The organism is Methanothrix sp. (assembly GCF_024518575.1).
Taxonomy (GTDB): Archaea; Halobacteriota; Methanosarcinia; order Methanotrichales; family Methanotrichaceae; genus Methanothrix_B.
Map to the genome: position 1 here is coordinate 23,738 of NZ_JANIHG010000007.1, position 19,454 is coordinate 43,191.

Consider the following 19,454-nt stretch of genomic DNA (forward strand, 5'->3'; position numbering starts at 1 on the left):
ATTTATCTCTCCTCCTTCTCGTCACTATCTTTTTCAGACAGAATGGCCAGAGCTGATTCCTTCTTGGCTCGCGGATCGACCAGTCCCAGGATGCGCTTATCAGCATCCTTTCCGTACTTGGCGTAGTCGGAGATCGTGGAGATCTCGCGGAAGAACTTCCCCCTCTTTATCTGGAAGCCGAAGGGCAGCGCTCGCTCACACGCTGCCTGGATCCCAGGAAGGAACTCCTCACCCTCGAGCTCCACTCTGATCCTGCCGACCTTGACCCTGAGCTCGAGGATCTCACCACCAACCTCCACGAGGAGGTTGCGATGCTCCTCTATGGGCAGGCCCTTTCCAGGGCCGTATGTCACCGTCCGTGGAAGGTTCGGGCCCTGGATCATCATCCGGACAATGCCGCCGCTCTTGTAGAGCTCGTTCAGGAGCTTCTGAGTGGTCTCCGGAGACAGAAACCTGCTGGGGAAGATCTCCACCTGGACTGGCTCCGATTCCGTGTCTGATTTAATAGTGACCATGTGTTTCGCCTATCTTAGATTGCCTCCGCCACCGATACAATCGGCTCACGGAACTCCTTTATCTCTCCATAGATGGCCCCGACAAGGCCGGATGTCATCTCGGGTGTGAACATCTGTGTGCCGGCATCAAGAGCCACAGCAGCCGCGACGCAGGGTATGGCCATGCCTCTGGAGTGCCTGGTCACGACGTGGTTGCCGTTGAAGACGCCAGGTCCACCGCCGCCGTAGATCGAGTGGCTGAAGAACGAGAAGCCGACTGCAGTACCCATCACCCTGCCGAAGTCGCATCCAGGCAGAGCTGTCTCCTTCTCGACGAGATCGTTGTAGTACAGCAGCGTCGAGGATACAGCCTGGGCGCCCCTCAGAGCACCGCAGTTGACCATCGTGGCAGCCAGAACGCCAGCTGCGTTGTATGCGTTCCACTTGGATACATCGGTGGCCTCATACATCACATAGCCGGAGGGGAACTTCTTGCCGGGCTTTATGATCTTGTCCTCAAGCGCCCTCTCGACGACGCTGTGGACGACTGTGCCTATTGTGCCCGTCTTGCCGTTCTTCTTGACCAGATCATAGACCATGTTATCCGCGTTCAGGCCCTGGTACGCAAGAGCAAGGAGCTGATGCCTCTCGAAGATGCCGATCGCATTGCCCATCTCGAACTCGCCCATCTGCTCAAGTATTGCGGCGAGGGATGCGGCATTCATCGCGTTCCTCTTTGTGATCGCAGCGATGTGGTTGGCCATGACGTTCCTGTATGCGAAGCCAAGACCCTCATCGTTCTGGGGGATGTTGAGAACAGATGCGATGTTTCCGCCGTTCATGCCGACTGTCTGCGGGTACTCGCCCCAGACTGCAGCATGGACCATCGGGGCATCGAAGAGCCCTGCCTTGAAGTGCTGGATGATGGCCTCCACAGTGGCAGCTGCGGCAGCTGTCATTCCAACCACGAACTCAGAGGCGATCTCCGCCCTGGCCGATGGGATCTGGACGAGGAGCTGCTTGCCTCCGCCGAGGACCTGCACATTTGTATCGTCGCCGGGTGTTACCTGGAGAAGCGCCTTTATCTTCTCAGCGAGTGGCTTTGCATTTGCGACTATGTCGTAGTTCAGCTCGCGGCCCTTGATCTGCCTTCTGCCGCCAGCGACGCGTCCTGTCTTAAGAGCATTCTCAATTCCTGCCAGGTTTACTGCGACAGTTCGCCTTGTCAGTTTCGCAAGCTTTTGGATAGCTGCGTTTCTGAGTGGGCTTATGGCGCTGAGGTCAACGTCACTCTTTAAAAGAACCCCACGGTCACTATATATGTCTATCTTGTCAGACACGTTCCTTATCCTCCTTTACATTTTAGCAGAAAGGCGCAATGGAAACCGTACCCTGGAGCGATGATACGACATCAAGCCGTATCCAGGTCCGGCCATATCATTACAACCTCCCGCCGCTAATACAGTCGATGCATATCTACTTAAATGTTTTGATCGAGATTCAAAATAAATCATAAATTATTTTAATAAGATTCCCGAGAGAATTTATAAATAACAAAATCTTTTAAAAAACACCATATATTTTAATAACTGATAATGCCAAAAATCATACCACCTGGCAGATCCGCATCGCTGATCGCAGGAGCAAATCCGCACGGTCTTGTTTGAGGCATATTTCTGCGCGACGCCTCAAAGGATGGTTTATTCTTAATTATATTATATAATTAATACTCGATGTGGTCTGCTGACGAGTGCAGAACTTACTTACAAAGTTACATGATATGATATTTTGCTACATTTATACAGTCATATGGCATAAAATAATGGCGCGTTTTTCTGCCTATAAATTCAAAACATAAAAAGTATATTAACTGAAAGTTTAACAATTGAAAAGAGGATGCAAGCCATTCTGCCTCAGCTCCAGATATCACCGTGATCAGATGTTAATAAATGGTAGAATTGAACTTGATAACACAGTCTGGAAACAGGACCGTGAGCGCTATTCATACGATCTCCTGAGCCGGACATTCGGAGTTGAAGCCGCTGAAATCACCGGAACGTCTCATCGCCCTCCATATCTCAGATAGGGGTGCATCCAGAACGTTCCCGTAGACCGTGCGGAGGTAAGGACATCCCCTGACTCCCCCATCCACACCCACATGCAGCCAGCGTCTGCCTGCCATGCATCCCAGCATCTCGCCCTCGAAGTACGTGCTTGCGAAGACCCTCGGCCCGTCCTGGGATGCGTTGATCTTTCTGTAGAATCGTATGATCTTCTCCCTGTCGATACGGGTCAATCGCTCCTCCTCACTCTTTGGCATCGCCTCCCACACAGATAGCTCATGTACTCCCAGCTCTCTGGCAAGCTCGTAGAGCTCCGGAAGCGTATTGACCCTCTCGGAGTTAACATGAGTTGACATCGTAACCATCAGCCCTGCCTTCAGCCCCATCCTGATGGCGTCCAGAGCCCTCTCGTGAGCCCCGACGACGCCGCGGATCCCATCATGGGTTCCGGGGTCGGCGCTGTAAACCCCTATGATCAGGTTGTAAAGGCCCGCCTCCCTCAATGCATCAGCGATCTCAGGGGTCATCTCAAGCCCCGGGGTGAAGAGATTGACGACAGCCCTCTCTTTATCCACATACCTGACAAGATCGATGATGTCGGGCCTGAGGAGAGGATCGCCCTCTGTGAACGTGATTATGCACGCACCGAGATCGAGAGCCTGATCTATGACGCTCCTGATCGCCTCCGAGGAGAGCTCGCCCTCTCCCTCCTGTATAGTGCAGTGCTCACACCTGCACCCGCACCTGCGTGTCACCTCTATGCTTACCGTCTGGGGGACCTCGCGGCCTATCGCTATCCTTGCCTCATTTGTGATGAGCCGCCTGAAGGGCCCGCTCGGTATCGGCGGCAGCCAGGTTGATGGTATTATCGCATCGCTCCTGACAAGCGCGGGCTTCTCCTCCGCCAGCCTCTCGTTTATCTTCTTCAGTACCGGCTGGACCATAAGCGAGAGGGCCCCGTGTGCCTCGATCCTCCGAGCCTCATCGATGAACTCGACCGTAAGGGCTGCGGTCTTTAGTAGCTGAGTCATTGATGCGTAATAGCCCACGTCAGTTATAGCTTTATCGCTCTCCTAACAGAGTTCCCGGCAACTTTCCCAGAAGCCAATCTATATTTAGAGAGGTGAAGCTGCAGCTTCTCCAGTGCGTGCAGCCCTGCACGCTCATCCTCGACCTCGGCCCATCGAACCATGATCTATCCTGCCTGGCCGCAGTGCCACACCAGATAGATATAAGTAAAAGTACCCATGGTTCTTGTGCGTTATCTGTCTCGATCATCAGGATGGTTATGAGATGAGTCTGAATAAAGGAGATATTATAAAGCTGGAATATACAGGGATCGTGGACGGCAGGGTCTTCACATCCACAAGCGCAGATGTCGCGAGAGAGAACGGGATATACGACGAGAATGTGGCCTACGGCCCCAGGATCGTGATACTGGGAGCGGGCCAGATAGTTCCCGGGCTCGAGGAGGAGCTCATTGGAAAGGAGCCTGGGCATTCAGGATCTGTCGAGCTGCCGCCTGAGAAGGCATACGGCGTTCGCGATCCGAAGAAGATTGAAAGTGTGATGCTCAACAGGTTCAAGGAGGAGAAGCCATATCCGGGGATGCGCGTCTCCGTCGATGGCAAAATAGGGACAGTTACAAGGATCGTCGGGAGAAAGGCGACGATCGACTTCAACCATCCCTTCGCCGATAAGAGCGTGAGGTTCGATTACAAGATACTGGAGCGCATAGAGGACAGAGAGGAGAAGCTCAGAGCGATGATCAAGATCTTCAGCGATATCGAGCTCGAATCCAGGATCACAGACGACGTGGCTGAGATAATCGTCCCGTGGGAGATCTCCTACTTCAAGGACTGGCTCATGATAAGGCGCTGGCTCGCAGATATGGCCCTCAGGACCCTGGGGCTGAAGGAGGTCAGGTTCGTCGAGAGGCATACCCCAGAGGACAGGCTCCGTGCTGAGCTGATATCGCCTCCTGAGAAGCAGACGGAGGAGAGCGAAGGGTCAGGAGAGGGCGGCGAGACCCAGCCAGGAGCATAGAAGTTGCTCCGGCCCGAATACAAACTATGATCCCGTGCAGCAGGTGCAGCAGGCCCTCGGTGATACACCAGCGCTACTCAGGCCTCAATCTCTGCGCTGAGCACTTCGAAGAGGACATAGAGAGAAAGATCCGTGAGACGCTCAGAGCCTACCGCATATTCTCCAGAGGAGGCAGGGTGGCCGTCGCCCTCAGCGGAGGGAAGGACAGCTCTGTGCTGCTCTACACGCTGAAGAGGATATTCTCTCACCGCAAAGATATCGAGCTCGTCGCACTGATGGTAGATGAGGGCATAAGCGGCTACAGGGAGGGGACTCTCCAAACTGCCTCTGCGCTCGCGGATCGCCTCGAGGTGCCCCACATCACCCTCAGCTTCAGAGAGGAGTTCGGCATAACCACTGATGAGATCGCAAGAGAGGATCTCAGCCAGGCTCCATGCACATACTGCGGCGTCATGAGAAAGCACCTGCTGAACAAAACTGCCAGGGAGCTCAACGCTGTCGCGCTTGCCACAGGACACAACCTCGATGACGAAGCCCAGACTATCCTTCTGAACTACCTGAGGGGCGATGTCGAGAGGCTCTTCAGGCTTGTGCCGAAGAGCCCCAGGGAGGGGATGGTCTACAGGATAAAGCCCCTCAGGAGGATTCCGGAGCGGGAGGTCGCGACCTACGCGATGCTTCACGGTATATTCCCCCGCGCTCACAAATCCTGCCCGAACGTCCCCAGAGCGATGCGTCTTGAGGTCAAGAACATGTTGAACGAGTTTGAGGCGGGACATCCTGGCACGAAGTACTCGGTCCTGAGGGGATTCGACAGGATCCGCGAGCTTGCGCCCGATGCTCATGTTGAGCTCCAGCGGTGCAAGAGGTGCGGCGAGCCTGCTGGGAGCAGTATGTGCAAGACATGCCAGCTGCTCGAGGGATTCAGAGCAAAGCCTTTAAGTCATAAAAGCAAGAACTCATGCCCCGATATTCGCCTCGGTAGCTCAGCTGGTCAGAGCGAGTGACTTGTAATCACTAGGCCGCGTGTTCGAATCACGCCCGGGGCTTCTCCTGTGGGGGTTATAATGCAGAGATTGATGGCGCTGGTGCTTGTGGCCTCACTTATGCTCTCACCTGCCCTCTCAATACCTAAGGTTGTTGAGAAGGATATATCGAAGAGCGAACTCGAGGAGCTCGAGGAGCTCTTCTCCGGCAGGAAGGTAAATCAGACCACATCACAGGCCCCGCCCGCCGGAGAGACATCAGAGTATTCAGGCTACGTCTCGACAGACCGCACATCAATCAACATGATCTACAGCCCACCTTACATCGGCGATCTTGTTAACAACACGCTGTTCTCGGAGCTATCAATGCTCATGAACTTGAGCATCTCGCCTCCCTATATCTCGCTCAACCTGACAGCGCCCAGGACAGTTTACAAAATACGCCACGTGATAAGCTGAGCCGCTGTTGGCCAATTGTCGGACTGCGAAATACTGGCCTCAACCATTGCGATACTGACGGCGGATGTCTCAAGCTTGTATGACATACCAGAAAAGCATCAGGATCCCGGATGCCATCATCGGGACGAAGACCTTTGCCATCTCCATCCCAAACTCCCGGCTGCCCATGACGAACGCAATCGATAGCTTGAGCGCTGTGTTCGTTATCACTGCGAGCATTATGGCGATGACCGCGGTCTTGCTGCTGATGCTCCCTGCTGCAAGCGTCGCCATTGCAAGTACAACAGCGTCGACATCTGCCAGCCCGGAGATCACGCCTGCTGCGTAGCTTCCGGTCTCCCCCAGGGAGATGGATGCGAGCTTTGTGACAAACAGTATAAAGGCGAACAGCGCGCCGAACTTCAGCGCGGGAATCAATCTGAACGGGTCCTTGTGCGCCACAGCGCTCTCGAGCGGTGCAGCATTCTTTCTGAGAACATATGCCAGAACCACGCCGACTCCCGCCATTGCTGCGAGCTGGATCGATAGAGGCACGAGCAGCTCCATGTTGACAAGCAACACTATCAGAAATACTCGCGGATACATCGTGCAGGCTGCCAGGGTTGTGGCGAAGACAGCAGATGCCAGCGACTGGCTTCTCTCCCTCACCTCAGATGCCATGCTCATCGTGACCGCGGTGCTGGAGACTATACCCCCAAGGATTCCTGTGAGCGTGATCCCCCGATCATCTCCAAGCACTCTTATCAGAATGTAGCCCACATAGCTTATCAGACTCACAAGAACTACCATCATCCATATCCTTCTCGGATTCAGGACCTCGAGGGGATCCAGCGCCCGGTCTGGAAGGAGTGGCAGTATCACCAGCGCCACAAGCCCCATCTTGAGCGTGTCGAGCAGCTCTGTATCGCTGATCGCCTCGACGTATCTGTGGGCTGTCTTCCTGGTGGCCAGCGTCCAGGTGACGAGAACCGAGAGGGCGACCGCCAGAAGCATGCTCTCCTCGAAGCAGCAGAGCGCTCCAAGGAGAAATGTGATCGCAGCAGCGATAGCGGAGGTGAAATCGAGCCATCCTACGATCCTGGAAGCTGTGGCATACCCTATCCCCACAAGTATGAGAAAGCCGGCATATGCAGCCACGATAAACAGATCGCCGAAGATCTCTGAGAGACGGGCGGCAAGAGCGCCCAGAAGCGCTATGAGCACGAAAGTGCGGAGGCCGGCAACACCCCTGGTTTTGTCCTCTATGATTCTCCTCTGGCGCTCGATTCCTATCAGCGCTCCGATGATCATGGCCATTACGAAGGGGTAGAGGTCTGCGAACTCCATCGGATTCCAGGCCACGACTTGAGGCGTTATACAATTTCCGGTCTGATCCGCGATCACTGCATGAAGAAGCATGTGCTTCCTGCATCCCTGTGCTGCTTATGTCGAATGATCCCGGCGGATCCTCTCGCAACCATTATTACCCCATGTGTCAGAACGCACAGCATGATAGACCTCCATACGCACACGGTTTTCAGCGATGGTGAGCTCATTCCAGCCGAGCTTCTGAGACGCGCCGAGGCGATCGGGTACAAGGCCATAGCGATAACCGATCACGTCGACTTCACGAACGTTGAGCATATCGTCGGAAGCATGCTTAAAGTAAAGGAGATGGAGGATGCTTACTCTCTGAAGGTGATTACCGGGGTCGAGATAACCCACGTCCCGCCGGGAAAGATAGAGCGGCTTGTGCTCCTCTCGAGAGCCCTGGGCGCGGAGATCGTGGTGGTACATGGCGAAACCCCGGTCGAGCCGGTTGCGCCGGGAACCAACAGAGCTGCTATAGAGGCTTGCGTCGATCTGCTCGCGCACCCCGGTTTCCTCACCCTGGAAGATGCCGAGCTTGCCCGGGAGAACGATGTTGTGCTGGAGATAACATCGAGGCTGGGGCACAACATCACAAACGGACATGTTGTTCGCGTTGCAAAGAAAGCAGGCGCAAAGATGGCTGTGAACACTGACACACATGCTCCCGAAGACCTGATCACATCAAAAAGAGCGGTGGAGATAGCGATCGGCGCCGGGCTGACACCTGAGGAGGCTGTGAAACTACTGAGAGATCATCCGCTGGCCTCACAGCTGGGCCTCGAGCGCTCCGGCATCTGATGTGTTCCATGCTCAGCGCTGCCTCAGCCTCTCTATCGTCTCCTTAACAGCCTTCTGGACTATCGGGCTCTCATCGCTGATGCCTTCCAGCTGGTTGATCACCTTCGGGTCGCCTATCAGCCCCAGGGCTCTTGTCACATGATACCTGACCTTCCAGCTCGTATCGTTCAGCAGGGGAAGCAGCGGCTCGACTGCCCTCGGATCGCCGATGCTGCCGAGAGCGCACGCTGCGTTGAGCCTCACGTCCTGGCTCCTGTCATTGAGCACGCCTATGAGCGCCTCCACAGCCCCCGGATCTCCTATGTTCCCGAGGGCCCAGGCCGCGTTCCATCTCACAAGAGCGTTTGAGTCGGTCAGGGCCCTGCTCAGCGGTTCCACCGCCCTGGCGTCTTTGATCTTCCCCAGCGCCTCCGCGGCCTCTGACCTCACGCTCGCATCCACATCGAGAAGCGCATCTATCAGGGGACCAACTGCTTTCGGGTCGCCGATCTTACCGAGCGCCTCTGCTGCCCGCGCCCGGACCGTCGAGCTGTCGTCCTCGAGATCTTTTATGAACTTCTCGACCTTCTCAGCATCAGCTCTCAGCGGCATGATGACACCAGAGATCAGGATTCAGTCGATGTATTTAAGAGAAACTCTGGAGGTCGGGCCTCTCAGATGCTCATCTCGAGCCGGATGGTGCCACTCCTGTCCTGGGGCATACTTTTAAAAGCCACGGCTGGTTACCTGCAACCATGAGAGCTGTTATTATCATGATTGCACTTCTCTCGTGCTGCAGCGCAGCTGATGTGCTTCTGAATGAGGTGGAGCTCGGTCCGCCTGCGGGATCGAGCGATTGGGTTGAACTCTACAACTCCGGGAATGAGAGCGTCGTGATCGGCGGATGGTGTGTGAGGATACTGGATGGGAGCTGGATCGGCGAGATCTGTCTTCCGGATAACGCGCTGATCGAGCCGCACGGATTCTACGTCGCCCTGGGCAGGAAGGAGTGGATGCACAACAACAGCGGCGTGGTTCAGCTCATCGACGACGCCGGGAATATCGTGGATGAATCTCCTTTCCGGACGGACGCGCTCGCGAACGATATGACATGGGGTAGGTACCCGGACGGGCACGACAGAGATACAGCAGGCGACTGGGGATACATGATGGGCACGATGGGCTCTCCGAATATGATATCAGGCAAAGCATAGCCCCCACCTACCGGCCACCCAAACTGGATAGCCATCGCCGCCGAGGTGAATCCTCTTTTTAATTATGCTTTAAAAATGATGGGCGAGGGTCGCATCAGACCTTCGCCGGCTTCTCCAGAAGCCTTCTCTTCACCAGCAGATCGCCCGAACGCGCATGCGGCTTTCTCGATACAGTGTCCCCGGACTTCTCCAGCTCTCTCGCCTCGTCCGCGAGCCTGGCAGCTGCGCGTATGACCTCATGCCCTGCGGCTGCCGCAAGGGCGATGGCCTCGAGCTCCTTGAGCCTGAAGCATGCCTGCGCGTCTATCGATGCTGCTGTCTGGGCCATGTAGAGCGCGGCAATCGCCTTCGCCCTCGCATATGGGTTTGCGAAATCCATGCGCTCGGCGCAGAGCTCAGGCGTGGCGAGTATGTGCGGGAGCTGTGGAGATCCAGCGGCAACAGATGCGATCGCCCTGTCGATCTCCTCCTGGACGAGCCTGACCGCCCCGCATATGCTGAGCACCTTGAGCGCATCTGCATTGAATATCGCCATCTCAGCAGGATCCAAAAACTCGCGCTTCGCTCCTATGAGCGGATCCATGGGGAGGATTATGTACCCGAAGCCCTCTGCCTCCATGGCATCCCTGGATTCCTTCTTCGTCGGGCCGTCGGATACTACGATAAGCGGGATCCCCTTCAGCATGTTTCTTGCAGCAGTAGGCCCGGGCGTCGCAGCGTTCGGGCTGACGACAACGATAATCTGTGGGCCCCAGGCTCGCATATCCTCGGCCAGCCGCTCGCCCTCGCTCTTGGACATCTTAGGCCCATGAGAGACAACCTTGGTCTCGATCTCCGTCCTCTCCGCGATCTCATCCAGCGCAAGATCGACAACAAGAGAAGACGCGATATTTCCGAGCTTGATAAAACCGATCTTGAACATGCTGATCTGGAAGGTAAGAGGTGGAGTATTAAATTTGCGATCGATCGGAAAAGGATCGGTGGGCCAGTGGATGAGCTGTCAGGAATCAGTATTCACTGACTGATGACATCCACAGAATCGCATGCATCTGAACTCCATGGTTAGATGCCCACAGGCTCATGGTTCCGGCTTTGCAGGAGCACTTTTCCATCCAGCAGAAGCTGCAGCGCTCGAACGAGCTATCTCAAGAAGCTCCAGGTATGAGAGTCTGATCGGCCTGCCAACTCCAACGCTGGAGATTATCTCGAGGACTCGCGCTTTATCGGCCGGGCTCTCTTGATCTGCAGATATCTCCGCCTCCACAAATCTTCCAAGCCCATCGACATCGTCCAGCGCCACGATCGCATCGCCAAGCCTGTACTTGGATCTCCGCTTTCTGACGACAGCGAATCTGGAGAAACCGAGTGATTCGAGCAGCCTCTCAGAAGCCGTTGCATCATCAACCCTTACGGTAAGCTCCAGCCTCGTCTTCGTTGCAGGATCAAGCTTAGGCCCCTTGTACGTGAGGTAGACGCCATCATCTTTAATCCGCAGGCGCAGCGCCTCATCGGTGGATGCGAAATCGCGAACAGGGGAGCGGAAATAGATGTCCTCATGATTCTCCACCCCAATCAGAATCCCGCCCATCCGCAGGATCCTATCCTCCGCATCCTCCGGCGCCCTGGCCTTGGCCTCAACCTCTATCAAGAGCTCCTCCTTATAACAACCGTCGCTCTATCGAGCCTGAGAACATCGACTGCCTCTCCCCTGGAGAGAGTCTCCCTCACGATCTCGATCATATCTGGCGTGATCTCTGCTCCGCATATATCGATCTGCCCAGATGCAAGCCCCTTCTCCACCTCCGCCGGGTCCATCGAGGAGAGCTTCCGGATGATCTCGCCGGCCTGCCCCTTGTACCTCGGGCCTATCAGACGCATCACAGGCTTCACAGCGACCGCCCTGCTCTCGATCTCAGGCTGCCCTTTCCTGAGCTGTACCGGAGCGTTCGCCACCCCTCTCAGATCAAACGTCTCAAGATCCATATCAGTGTAGATCTCTATGCCCGGCAGCGGCGCGTTCAGCGCCATTCCCCTCTCTGCCTTGTAGCGCCGTATAGCCGCTGCTATCTCTCTTATCATAGCGCCCTCTGGAGATGCGTACCCCTCGAGCGACGGCCAGCTCTGGGTGTGGACGCTCTTTCCTGTGAGAGAGCTGTAGATCTCCTCGGTGATGAACGGTATGAACGGGGCCATGAGCCTGCAGAGAACATCAAGCACCCTGTAGAGCGTCGCCTGTGCAGCCCTCCTCTCCAGAGAGTCAGGACCGTACAGCCTGGACTTCACGATCTCTATGTAATCGTCGGCCAGGACCTCCCACGTGAAGGCGCGTATGGCTCTGAACGCCTCGTCGAACTGGAATGCCTCCATCGAGCCTGTCACCTTTGAGACTAGCGCGCCGAGCTCGCCGAGCAGCCAGCGATCGATCTGCGTAAGGGGTGCGTCTGTGTCGGAAGCGAACGGAGCCGCAAACCTGTAGATCGACCAGAGCTTCTGCTGGAACCTGCTCGCTGCCACTATCTCCTTCCACTGGAACATCACATCAGAGCCAGGAGAGCCGCCGAGGGCAGCCCACTGCCTGAGAGCATCGGCTCCGTTCCTCTCGAATACCTCTTCTGGTATGACGAAGTTGTTCAGCGACTTCGACATCTTCCTGCCGTCCTCGCCGAGAACCATCCCGTTGATCAGTATCGTATCCCATGGCTTCACGCCGACGAGCGCCATGGAGCGGAGTATAGTGTAGAATGCCCATGTCCTGATTATATCATGGCCCTGCGGCCTTAGCTGCGCCGGGTATCGCGGATCCTGGCGGCTGAGCCAGCCTGTGACGTGCAGCGCGGATATAGAGCTGTCCATCCATGTGTCAAGAACGTCCTCCTCTGGCTCGAACTCTTTCGACCCGCATCTGCAGCTCACCGGAGGCTGTGTCTTTGTGGGATCCAGGGGAAGCCACTCCTCCCTCGCGACCATGACCTCCCCGCACCTCTTGCAGTACCACGCAGGTATCGGCGTTGCGAAAACCCTCTGCCTTGAGATGCACCAGTCCCACTCCATGGTTCCTGTCCAGTTCTTGAGCCTGAGCTTCATGTGCTCCGGAACCCACTCGATCTCATCCGCGGTTTTGATGATCACATCTGGATATATGCGCACGAACCACTGCCTCTCAGATAGAATCTCTATCGGGGTCTTGCACCTCCAGCAGAGCCCGACGTTCTGCTCGAGAGGCTCCTGTCTGTAGATTATACCCCTTGAGATCATCTCATCCACTATCGCATTCTTCGCCTCGCTGATGCCCAATCCCTTGAACTTACCGGCGATCTCTGTCAGCTTGCCCTCTCTGTCTATCGCCTGCCTGAGCGGGAGGTTGTGCTCGACCCACCAGCGAACATCCTGCTTGTCGCCGAAGGTGCAGATCATGACCACGCCTGTGCCGAATGAGGGATCCACAGCAGGATCTGAAAGGACAGGAACATCGTAATCGAAGAGCGGAACCCTCACACTCTTTCCAACGAATCTGATATGACGATCGTCGTTAGGATTGACAGCGACCGCGACGCATGCCGGCAGAAGCTCGGGTCTGGTTGTCGCGATCTCGAGTGCGCCATCATCTGATTCGAAGCGCATGTAGTTCAGCGTGGTCGTTCTGGCCTCGTACTCGACCTCTGCAAATGCTATGGCTGTGGCGCACCTCGGGCACCAGTTCACTGGATGGTCCTCTCTGTATATCATCCCCTTGTTGTACATCTGCACAAAAGATCGCTGAGTCTTCACATAGTACTCAGGCTTCATCGTGATGTACTCGTTGGACCAGTCTGTGGATATCCCGAGACGCGTGATCGTGCGGCGCATCCTCTCTATCGCCTGAGCGGTCATCTCCTCGCAGAGCCTGCGGAACTCCTCCCTTGGAACCTGGTTCTTTGTTATGTGGTACGTCTCCTCTACCTTGACCTCTGTCGGGAGACCATGACAGTCCCATCCCTGGGGAAACATGACGTTGTAGCCTCGCATCCGCTTGTACCTGGCCACGAAGTCGATGTAGCACCAGTTGAGGGCGTTCCCAATATGGAAGTTCCCGGTGGGATATGGTGGGGGCGTATCGATTATGTACTGCGGCTTCTCCGATCCCCAGTCGAAGTAATAGACGGATGGATCCCACCTCTCAATCCACTTCTCCTCTACCTCTTTGAAGTTGTACTCCTTGGAGATCTCGCTCATCGGGATAGCTCCTGATACTTCTCCCCTTACAGGGATGTACGGAGGGATGAACACAACGTTAATAGGATTATCGGTATACTTCATATGATGCACCTCCTGATATACCACGCAAACCAGTGCGATCCGAAGAAATGCACGGGAAGAAAGCTGGCGCGGTTCGGAATTGCAAGACTCACCCACAGGATCAGCGATCTCAGAGGCTACCTGGTTCTCAGCCCGTTTTCCGAGCGGGCTTTATCTCCCGCAGATAGGACTCTCGTAAGAGGGCTTGCAGCGCTTGATTGCAGCTGGGCGGAGGCCGAGAGGGTCTTCGAGAGGATACATGCAAACACAAGAGCCCTGCCGTTTCTCCTTGCCGCCAACCCTGTGAACTTTGGCAAGCCATTCAAGCTGTCAACCGCGGAGGCGCTCGCTGCTGCTCTCTTCATTCTGGGCGAGAGGGAGCAGGCAGAGCTTGTGCTCTCGAAGTTCTCCTGGGGGCACACATTCCTCGAGCTCAACAGAGAGCCTCTCGAGGAGTACGCAGCCGCAGAGGACAGCGCTGAGATCGTGAGGATACAGAGCGAGTACATCTGAATGTAGGAACCAGCGCGCTGGAGTTCTGCGAAGCAAAGCACAAAACAGATCCGCTCTCAGCAACCTGATGGCCGGCTCCAGGAGCATTGGTTTCTCCCTCTGATCAGGCGATGAATGAGATCAACAGCGATGGCACAACGTGCCAACCATATAAGAGATCCTGTAATAAGAGATCGTGTAATCGCGCCTTCAGTATCAAGTAATTGATACCTTTTAGGGCTTCAGTCTCAATTGGATCAACCAAAATTCAAGCGCAAGAACAGCTGTGACCAGGATCGCGAGCTCGACAAAAACCAACTTGCATCGACGTCCTAAGGGCGCTCGAGAGTATTAAGATAGTATAAAAAAATAGTTTTGCTGTTTACTCTATCTTGACCTCCTTGCCCTTCCGCTTCTCCTTCTTCTCGAGCGTCAGGGTGAGCACGCCGTTGTTGTAGGTGGCCTTCGCGCTGTCCGGATCAACAGGGCGCTCCAGCTGGATCATCTTGTAGAACCTCTTCTCGTCATCCGTCCTGATCTCGACGCTGTCCTCGGCGACATCAAGCTTGACATTGGACTTGTCCACGCCCGGCAGCTCCACGAAGATCTTGTAGCTGTCCTTCTCCTCCATTATATCGACAAGAGGCTCGCGTCCTATGCTGGCCTCGATGCCGCGATAAGATGGCCTGATGTTGCCGAACTCCCTGAAGATCGGCTCCTTCCCTGGCTCGACCACGTAGCTGAAGCCGTACACAAACGGCCCGTACCTTCTGACCTTGCCCTCAGGAGTCTCCTCCTCCCGGACGAGCTCCCTGAACTCCTTCGGCATCTCGGTCTCAAACCTCTTTACCATCTCCTCGAAGGGGGACAGGAACCAGTCCTCCTCAAAGCGCTCCTTTCGCTCGAACGGGAATCCTCTCATGAAGCTCTCGAATATATCAAAGATCGATGGATACCTTCTCCTCCACATTCTTTTCACCTCAGTATGTTATAGTTTTGAGGTACTATAAATATTTTTCTGTAAAACAGGCACACGCTGATTCATGTCAAATAATTTTGCTTTGTTTCATGTGTGCAGCATGCATGTTCACAGAGTAAATTCGCGAAGATGCCTGCTTGGTCATGGTCCTGGTTCGCAGAGCAATCCAGCGAAAACAGATGACCGATTACCACAGACACACTGAGTTGTCTGCGAGGAATCAACTGCATAAAACCTCACAAACCATTCGATGTCACATGCTTGATCCCAAATGCTATTCACGACCCCATCGCAGATCCTGACTGCGAGGGTACGCGAGTATATACCGGACGCAGGAAACAGCACATATGATGACAGAAGATGCAAAGAGCTCCAGGCTGAACAATCCCGATGTCTCCTACGTCGAAGCTAGATGGTGGGAGTCCGCTGAGGATCACAAATTTGCGCTGGAGGTTTTGCAGTTACCGCTCAGGCGGAATATACTGAGGTTCATGGGTCTGATTGCCAGGAGCAGAGAGGAGATCGAAAAAGAATTTGGATTAAACGCAGATCAGGCCACGTACCATCTCGCGATGCTTGAAAAAGCTCTGGTTGTTGAGCAAGTTGGGAACGGCTACAGGCCCACGGCTACCGGCAAACTCTACCTGGAAAAGGTGGATGCCCGATTGAGACAATAAATCTAAAGAAAGGCCAGCCTCAACCGAGAACGTGACATCCCTGAAGGGGGTATCCTGCCCTTGTGACATCCTCCCTTCCTCTGAAGTGGGTCTTCTGCCTGATTTCCTATAATCACGAGCTGAGGTCACACGTCCATCGGCGTGGACCCTGAAATCTCCCCTGCCAGGGATCTTGACATCATCTCCCTGGCCTCATCAAGGCTCGATGTGTTCGCTAGGACCCACATGAGCTTGACCAGGGCCACCTCAGGGAGCATGTCCTCCGCCTCAATTGCGCCTGCAGCCAGCATATCCCTCCCCGTGTCGTAGACCCTGTCGCATATCCTCCCCCTGAGGCACTGGGACGCCACAACCACGGGTATGCCATTTTCTGTGGCTTTTTTGATTGATGGGATCCAGTCCGATGCGACATGTCCCAGACCTGTACCCTCGATGACTATCCCCCTGTAGCCTGATTCTATGAGGTGATCGAATATCTCTGGATCCGCGCCCGGGAAGTACTTTATCAGGGCGCACCTCGGCTCGAGATTGTCGAACATCTGGAGCTCACACTCACCACGCTTTCTGTAATCAGAGAACGTCTCTATCCTTCGTGTGGAGTAATCGACCCTGCCGATCGGGGGTTGGTTGACTGACTGGAACGCATCCCTTCTCGAAGTATGCATCTTGCGAACCCTGGTGCCCCTATGAATTAAACAGCAATCATCGCTGGTGCTTCCGTGCATGACAACGCAGACCTCTGCGATATCGCTCACCGCGACTGTTGAGGCGCAGATCGCGTTCATCGCCGCATCGCTGCTTGGCCTGTCCGAGCTCCTCTGCGAGCCGACGAGAACCACAGGCACCGGCGTTCTGAGCATGAATGAGAGGGCAGCTGCCGTGTACGTCATTGTGTCTGTGCCATGGGTTATCACAACTCCAGCCGCGCCATTTCTGATCTCCTCAGCGACAGCCCTTGCGAGCTCGATCCAGTACTCCGCGCGCATGTTCTCGCTGAGTATTGTGTAAAGAACTCTTGCGCGGTACCGTGCGATCTCCCCCAGCTCCGGTATCGCTGAGATTATCTCCTCAGCAGAGAACTGGCTTGTCACAGCCCCGGTCCTGTAATCGACCTTGCTGGCTATCGTGCCGCCCGTTGAAATAATCGAGACCAGAGGCAGGTCCTCGCGCATCCGTATCTGCTCAGGCGGCTTCTCCTTCTTTCGCGGCTTTTCGAGAACCTCTATCCTGTCAGCAATGAGCCCGATGTTGTAGCCGTTGCTGAGCTTTATAACGACATGATCGCTGCGCGAGGGCATCAGTATCCCCTCGTATCTCATGTCTCCCTTTATCACAGCCACCCTGTCTCCAAGCTCCATGGACGCACCTCAAAGCGTTTTTGCAAACTCCAGCGCCGCTCTCAGATCGAGCATGCCGGTGTATATTGCGGTGCCTATCACAGCGCCTGCCGCGCCTGCCCCGCTGAGAAGCCTCAGGTCCTGGAGGGAGCTGACACCCCCTGCTGCTATCACCGGTATGCTAACCGCCTCGACCAGCTCCCTGGTCGGTTCAGGATCGACACCGCGCTGCTGACCCTCTGTATCTATGTTCGTAAAAAGAATCGAGCCCGCACCGAAGCTCTCGAAGACTATGCCGAGCTCGATCGCATCGAACTCAAGCGTCCTCTGCCAGCCCTCCGATGTCACCCGCCCGTTCCTCACATCCAGGGCAACCATGATGCGATCCGGGCCGTACTCGTCTGAAAGACGCATAACGACTGGAGGATCTCTGAGAGCCATAGTGCCCAGTATGACTCGATCCACACCTGTATCCAGGATCTCTCCGACATCGGAGCGGCTCCGTATCCCACCACCGACCTGGACAAATACGTCGAGCTCCTCGACGATTCTTTTAAGTATCGGCGCGTTCAGCCTGACGCCCTCTATTGCGCCGTCTAGATCTATGATGTGCAGGTGGTCAGCGCCCATCTCCACCCATCTGAGCGCCTGACCCAGAGGATCGTCCAGCGAGACGACCTCGCTGCCAGGAACCCCCTGGACGAGCTGGACGCATCTCCCGCCGCGCAGGTCCACTGCAGGAAATACATCAAACGACATGATGGCACATGAGTAAAAGCTGCAGTGATATAACACTTGGCCTGAGGAAGCTGTGACACTGGCCGCTCCGAAAATGTACCGGCTCGTGCATTCATGTAACCAACCGCAGAGAGGGGGAGAAGTCATCATTTATGCAGCTGGACAGCCAGGTTCAAACCTGCGGTACGATTTCAAGCCGCATCTGACCTGGCTAAGTGAACGCTCCCCGCCCTGAAGGGGGGGCTTCCCGTGCGCCCCCCAGAAGATAAAGCATTTAGGCCAGATCACGTTCAGGGGATGGGTGATAGATTGGAGAATAGCATCGTGAAGGATATCAGGCTCGCGGAAGCGGGCGAGAGATGGATCGAGTGGGCAAGAAGGCGCATGCCTGTACTTCAGCTCATAAAGGAGGAGTTTGAGAGGGAGAGGCCACTTGGAGGCATAAGGATAGTTGCATGTCTGCATGTGACAGTAGAGACGGCCAACCTGATAGAGACGCTGCGCGCAGGGGGCGCCGAGATCGCTCTCACAGGATCGAACCCGCTGAGCACCCAGGATGATGTTGCAGCTGCTCTCGCTTCTCGGGGCATACACGTCTACGCATTTCGCGGCGAGAACGAGAGGGAGTACTACGAGTGCATAGAGCACGCCCTCGAGCTCCGCCCCAATGTGACGCTCGATGACGGCGCCGACACGATAGCGGTCGTGCACAAAAGCCACCGCGAGCTTCTGCCTGACATACTCGGAGGGTGCGAGGAGACCACGACAGGGGTCATGAGGCTCAGGGCGATGGCTGAAGATGGCGCTCTGGCTTACCCTGTGATAGCGGTGAACGACGCCGAGACGAAGATGATGTTCGACAACAGATACGGCACGGGGCAGTCGACAGTTCACGGGATAATGAACGCGACGAACTTTCTCTTCGCCGGAAAGACCGTGGTCGTCGCAGGCTACGGCTGGTGCGGCCGTGGGTTCGCGATGCGTGCTAGGGGCATGGGGGCGAACGTCATCGTTGTTGAGACCGAGCCGAGAAAGGCGCTCGAGGCTGCGATGGACGGCTACAGGGTCATGTCAATGCGATCGGCAGCGCCGCTGGGAGATCTCTTCGTGACGCTCACAGGAGACATAAATGTGATAAGAAGGGAGCACTTCGAGCTCATGAAGGATCAGGCGATACTGGCGAACAGCGGCCACTTCAATGTCGAGATCGACATACCCGGACTGGAGAGCATGGCTGTCTCCACTGACGAGATCCAGCCCAACGTTAAAGAGTACGTCATGCGCGATGGGCGCAGGATATACCTGCTCGCAGAGGGCAGGCTGATCAACCTGGCAGCTGCGTACGGCCATCCCCCGGAGGTCATGGACATGTCGTTCGCAAATCAGGCGCTTTCGGTGAGATACATCGTCGAGAACGGCAGGAGGCTTGAGAGGAAGGTCTATTCCGTCCCGGTCGAGATCGACAGGAGGGTGGCAGAGCTCAAGCTGAAGGCGATGGGGATAGAGATCGAGAGGCTGACTCCAGAGCAGGACAGGTACCTGCACAGCTGGCAGATGGGGACATGAG

At 55.5% G+C, this 19,454-nt stretch carries 19 protein-coding genes and 1 tRNA gene; 9 read left to right on the top strand and 11 right to left on the bottom strand.

All coding sequences use genetic code 11. The features are described 5' to 3' along the window. Nucleotides 1–2 precede the first annotated feature (2 nt). From mcrD to NQU42_RS02830, 3 genes are all read right to left on the bottom strand, one after another. On the bottom strand, nt 3–473 hold the full coding sequence (gene mcrD, locus NQU42_RS02820) for a methyl-coenzyme M reductase operon protein D (protein WP_296608874.1): 471 nt from the start codon (nt 471–473) through the stop codon (nt 3–5). A 56-nt stretch (nt 474–529) separates the two neighbouring features. Continuing rightward, the gene (mcrB, locus tag NQU42_RS02825) at nt 530–1,834 is read right to left on the bottom strand and encodes a coenzyme-B sulfoethylthiotransferase subunit beta (RefSeq protein WP_296608875.1); all 1,305 of its coding nucleotides are present in this window, start codon (nt 1,832–1,834) and stop codon (nt 530–532) included. Nucleotides 1,835–2,496: 662 nt separating this feature from the next. Beyond that, nucleotides 2,497–3,588: a radical SAM protein gene (locus NQU42_RS02830; protein WP_296608877.1), complete on the bottom strand. Its 1,092-nt coding sequence runs from the start codon at nt 3,586–3,588 to the stop codon at nt 2,497–2,499. Between the two features lie 262 nt (nt 3,589–3,850). Between NQU42_RS02830 and NQU42_RS02835 the strand changes: the two genes are divergently transcribed. The 4 genes from NQU42_RS02835 (at nt 3,851) to NQU42_RS02850 (ending at nt 6,048) form a co-directional block, all read left to right on the top strand. Next, a complete protein-coding gene (locus tag NQU42_RS02835; RefSeq protein ID WP_296608878.1) occupies nt 3,851–4,603 on the top strand; it encodes a peptidylprolyl isomerase in 753 nt (250 codons plus the stop codon). Nucleotides 4,604–4,629: 26 nt separating this feature from the next. Next, on the top strand, nt 4,630–5,610 hold the full coding sequence (locus NQU42_RS02840; protein ID WP_296608880.1) for a TIGR00269 family protein: 981 nt from the start codon (nt 4,630–4,632) through the stop codon (nt 5,608–5,610). Continuing rightward, nucleotides 5,579–5,652 (top strand) — tRNA-Thr (locus tag NQU42_RS02845). Before NQU42_RS02840 ends, NQU42_RS02845 begins: the two co-directional genes overlap by 32 nt. 18 nt (nt 5,653–5,670) lie before the next feature. Then, nucleotides 5,671–6,048, top strand: coding sequence for a hypothetical protein (locus NQU42_RS02850; RefSeq protein ID WP_296608881.1), 378 nt, complete (start codon nt 5,671–5,673; stop codon nt 6,046–6,048). 69 nt (nt 6,049–6,117) lie between these two features. Here the strand turns inward: NQU42_RS02850 and NQU42_RS02855 are convergent, their stop codons facing one another. Then, nucleotides 6,118–7,446, bottom strand: coding sequence for an MgtC/SapB family protein (locus tag NQU42_RS02855; protein WP_296608883.1), 1,329 nt, complete (start codon nt 7,444–7,446; stop codon nt 6,118–6,120). 90 nt (nt 7,447–7,536) lie between these two features. Here NQU42_RS02855 and NQU42_RS02860 point away from each other — a divergent pair, with 90 nt between their 5' ends. After that, nucleotides 7,537–8,196, top strand: coding sequence for a histidinol phosphate phosphatase domain-containing protein (locus NQU42_RS02860; RefSeq protein ID WP_296608884.1), 660 nt, complete (start codon nt 7,537–7,539; stop codon nt 8,194–8,196). 12 nt (nt 8,197–8,208) lie between these two features. Here NQU42_RS02860 and NQU42_RS02865 read toward each other — a convergent pair whose 3' ends face one another. Beyond that, nucleotides 8,209–8,787 (bottom strand): HEAT repeat domain-containing protein, encoded by a 579-nt coding sequence (locus tag NQU42_RS02865; protein ID WP_296608885.1) that lies wholly within the window; start codon nt 8,785–8,787, stop codon nt 8,209–8,211. Nucleotides 8,788–8,930: 143 nt separating this feature from the next. Here NQU42_RS02865 and NQU42_RS02870 point away from each other — a divergent pair, with 143 nt between their 5' ends. After that, nucleotides 8,931–9,389 (top strand): lamin tail domain-containing protein, encoded by a 459-nt coding sequence (locus tag NQU42_RS02870; RefSeq protein ID WP_296608887.1) that lies wholly within the window; start codon nt 8,931–8,933, stop codon nt 9,387–9,389. A gap of 94 nt (nt 9,390–9,483) precedes the next feature. Here the strand turns inward: NQU42_RS02870 and NQU42_RS02875 are convergent, their stop codons facing one another. The 3 genes from NQU42_RS02875 to NQU42_RS02885 all read right to left on the bottom strand — a co-directional run bounded on the left by NQU42_RS02875 (nt 9,484) and on the right by NQU42_RS02885 (nt 13,607). Next, on the bottom strand, nt 9,484–10,311 hold the full coding sequence (locus NQU42_RS02875) for a F420-dependent methylenetetrahydromethanopterin dehydrogenase (protein WP_296608888.1): 828 nt from the start codon (nt 10,309–10,311) through the stop codon (nt 9,484–9,486). A 156-nt stretch (nt 10,312–10,467) separates the two neighbouring features. Continuing rightward, nucleotides 10,468–11,037: a class IV adenylate cyclase gene (gene cyaB, locus NQU42_RS02880; protein WP_296608890.1), complete on the bottom strand. Its 570-nt coding sequence runs from the start codon at nt 11,035–11,037 to the stop codon at nt 10,468–10,470. Then, entirely contained in the window at nt 11,034–13,607 is a 2,574-nt protein-coding gene (locus NQU42_RS02885; RefSeq protein ID WP_366070064.1) for a valine--tRNA ligase, read from the bottom strand. Before NQU42_RS02885 ends, cyaB begins: the two co-directional genes overlap by 4 nt. 81 nt (nt 13,608–13,688) lie before the next feature. On the opposite strand from NQU42_RS02885, the gene NQU42_RS02890 reads away from it, so the two are divergent. Continuing rightward, entirely contained in the window at nt 13,689–14,177 is a 489-nt protein-coding gene (locus NQU42_RS02890) for a DUF367 family protein (RefSeq protein WP_366070065.1), read from the top strand. Between the two features lie 361 nt (nt 14,178–14,538). Here the strand turns inward: NQU42_RS02890 and hsp20 are convergent, their stop codons facing one another. After that, nucleotides 14,539–15,126 (bottom strand): archaeal heat shock protein Hsp20, encoded by a 588-nt coding sequence (gene hsp20, locus NQU42_RS02895; protein ID WP_296608943.1) that lies wholly within the window; start codon nt 15,124–15,126, stop codon nt 14,539–14,541. A 356-nt stretch (nt 15,127–15,482) separates the two neighbouring features. Between hsp20 and NQU42_RS02900 the strand changes: the two genes are divergently transcribed. After that, entirely contained in the window at nt 15,483–15,812 is a 330-nt protein-coding gene (locus tag NQU42_RS02900) for a hypothetical protein (RefSeq protein WP_296608896.1), read from the top strand. A 125-nt stretch (nt 15,813–15,937) separates the two neighbouring features. Here NQU42_RS02900 and gatD read toward each other — a convergent pair whose 3' ends face one another. After that, the gene (gene gatD / locus NQU42_RS02905; protein WP_296608899.1) at nt 15,938–17,170 is read right to left on the bottom strand and encodes a Glu-tRNA(Gln) amidotransferase subunit GatD; all 1,233 of its coding nucleotides are present in this window, start codon (nt 17,168–17,170) and stop codon (nt 15,938–15,940) included. A gap of 9 nt (nt 17,171–17,179) precedes the next feature. Further along, a complete protein-coding gene (gene hisA, locus NQU42_RS02910; protein ID WP_296608900.1) occupies nt 17,180–17,908 on the bottom strand; it encodes a 1-(5-phosphoribosyl)-5-[(5-phosphoribosylamino)methylideneamino]imidazole-4-carboxamide isomerase in 729 nt (242 codons plus the stop codon). A 288-nt stretch (nt 17,909–18,196) separates the two neighbouring features. Between hisA and NQU42_RS02915 the strand changes: the two genes are divergently transcribed. Continuing rightward, nucleotides 18,197–19,453 carry an adenosylhomocysteinase gene (locus NQU42_RS02915; protein ID WP_296608902.1) on the top strand — a complete coding sequence of 419 codons (1,257 nt, stop codon included), beginning with the start codon at nt 18,197–18,199 and terminating at the stop codon, nt 19,451–19,453. Nucleotide 19,454 lies beyond the last annotated feature (1 nt).

Excerpts from the sequence above, each read along its gene's own strand:
- NQU42_RS02830 (WP_296608877.1), bottom strand. The coding sequence starts at position 3,588 with ATGACTCAGCTACTAAAGACCGCAGCCCTTACGGTCGAGTTCATCGAT.
- NQU42_RS02835 (WP_296608878.1), top strand. The coding sequence starts at position 3,851 with ATGAGTCTGAATAAAGGAGATATTATAAAGCTGGAATATACAGGGATC.
- NQU42_RS02840 (WP_296608880.1), top strand. The coding sequence starts at position 4,630 with ATGATCCCGTGCAGCAGGTGCAGCAGGCCCTCGGTGATACACCAGCGC.
- NQU42_RS02850 (WP_296608881.1), top strand. The coding sequence starts at position 5,671 with ATGCAGAGATTGATGGCGCTGGTGCTTGTGGCCTCACTTATGCTCTCA.
- NQU42_RS02855 (WP_296608883.1), bottom strand. The coding sequence starts at position 7,446 with ATGCTTCTTCATGCAGTGATCGCGGATCAGACCGGAAATTGTATAACG.
- NQU42_RS02860 (WP_296608884.1), top strand. The coding sequence starts at position 7,537 with ATGATAGACCTCCATACGCACACGGTTTTCAGCGATGGTGAGCTCATT.
- NQU42_RS02865 (WP_296608885.1), bottom strand. The coding sequence starts at position 8,787 with ATGCCGCTGAGAGCTGATGCTGAGAAGGTCGAGAAGTTCATAAAAGAT.
- NQU42_RS02870 (WP_296608887.1), top strand. The coding sequence starts at position 8,931 with ATGAGAGCTGTTATTATCATGATTGCACTTCTCTCGTGCTGCAGCGCA.
- NQU42_RS02875 (WP_296608888.1), bottom strand. The coding sequence starts at position 10,311 with ATGTTCAAGATCGGTTTTATCAAGCTCGGAAATATCGCGTCTTCTCTT.
- NQU42_RS02890 (WP_366070065.1), top strand. The coding sequence starts at position 13,689 with ATGCACCTCCTGATATACCACGCAAACCAGTGCGATCCGAAGAAATGC.
- hsp20 (WP_296608943.1), bottom strand. The coding sequence starts at position 15,126 with ATGTGGAGGAGAAGGTATCCATCGATCTTTGATATATTCGAGAGCTTC.
- NQU42_RS02900 (WP_296608896.1), top strand. The coding sequence starts at position 15,483 with ATGATGACAGAAGATGCAAAGAGCTCCAGGCTGAACAATCCCGATGTC.
- gatD (WP_296608899.1), bottom strand. The coding sequence starts at position 17,170 with ATGGAGCTTGGAGACAGGGTGGCTGTGATAAAGGGAGACATGAGATAC.
- hisA (WP_296608900.1), bottom strand. The coding sequence starts at position 17,908 with ATGTCGTTTGATGTATTTCCTGCAGTGGACCTGCGCGGCGGGAGATGC.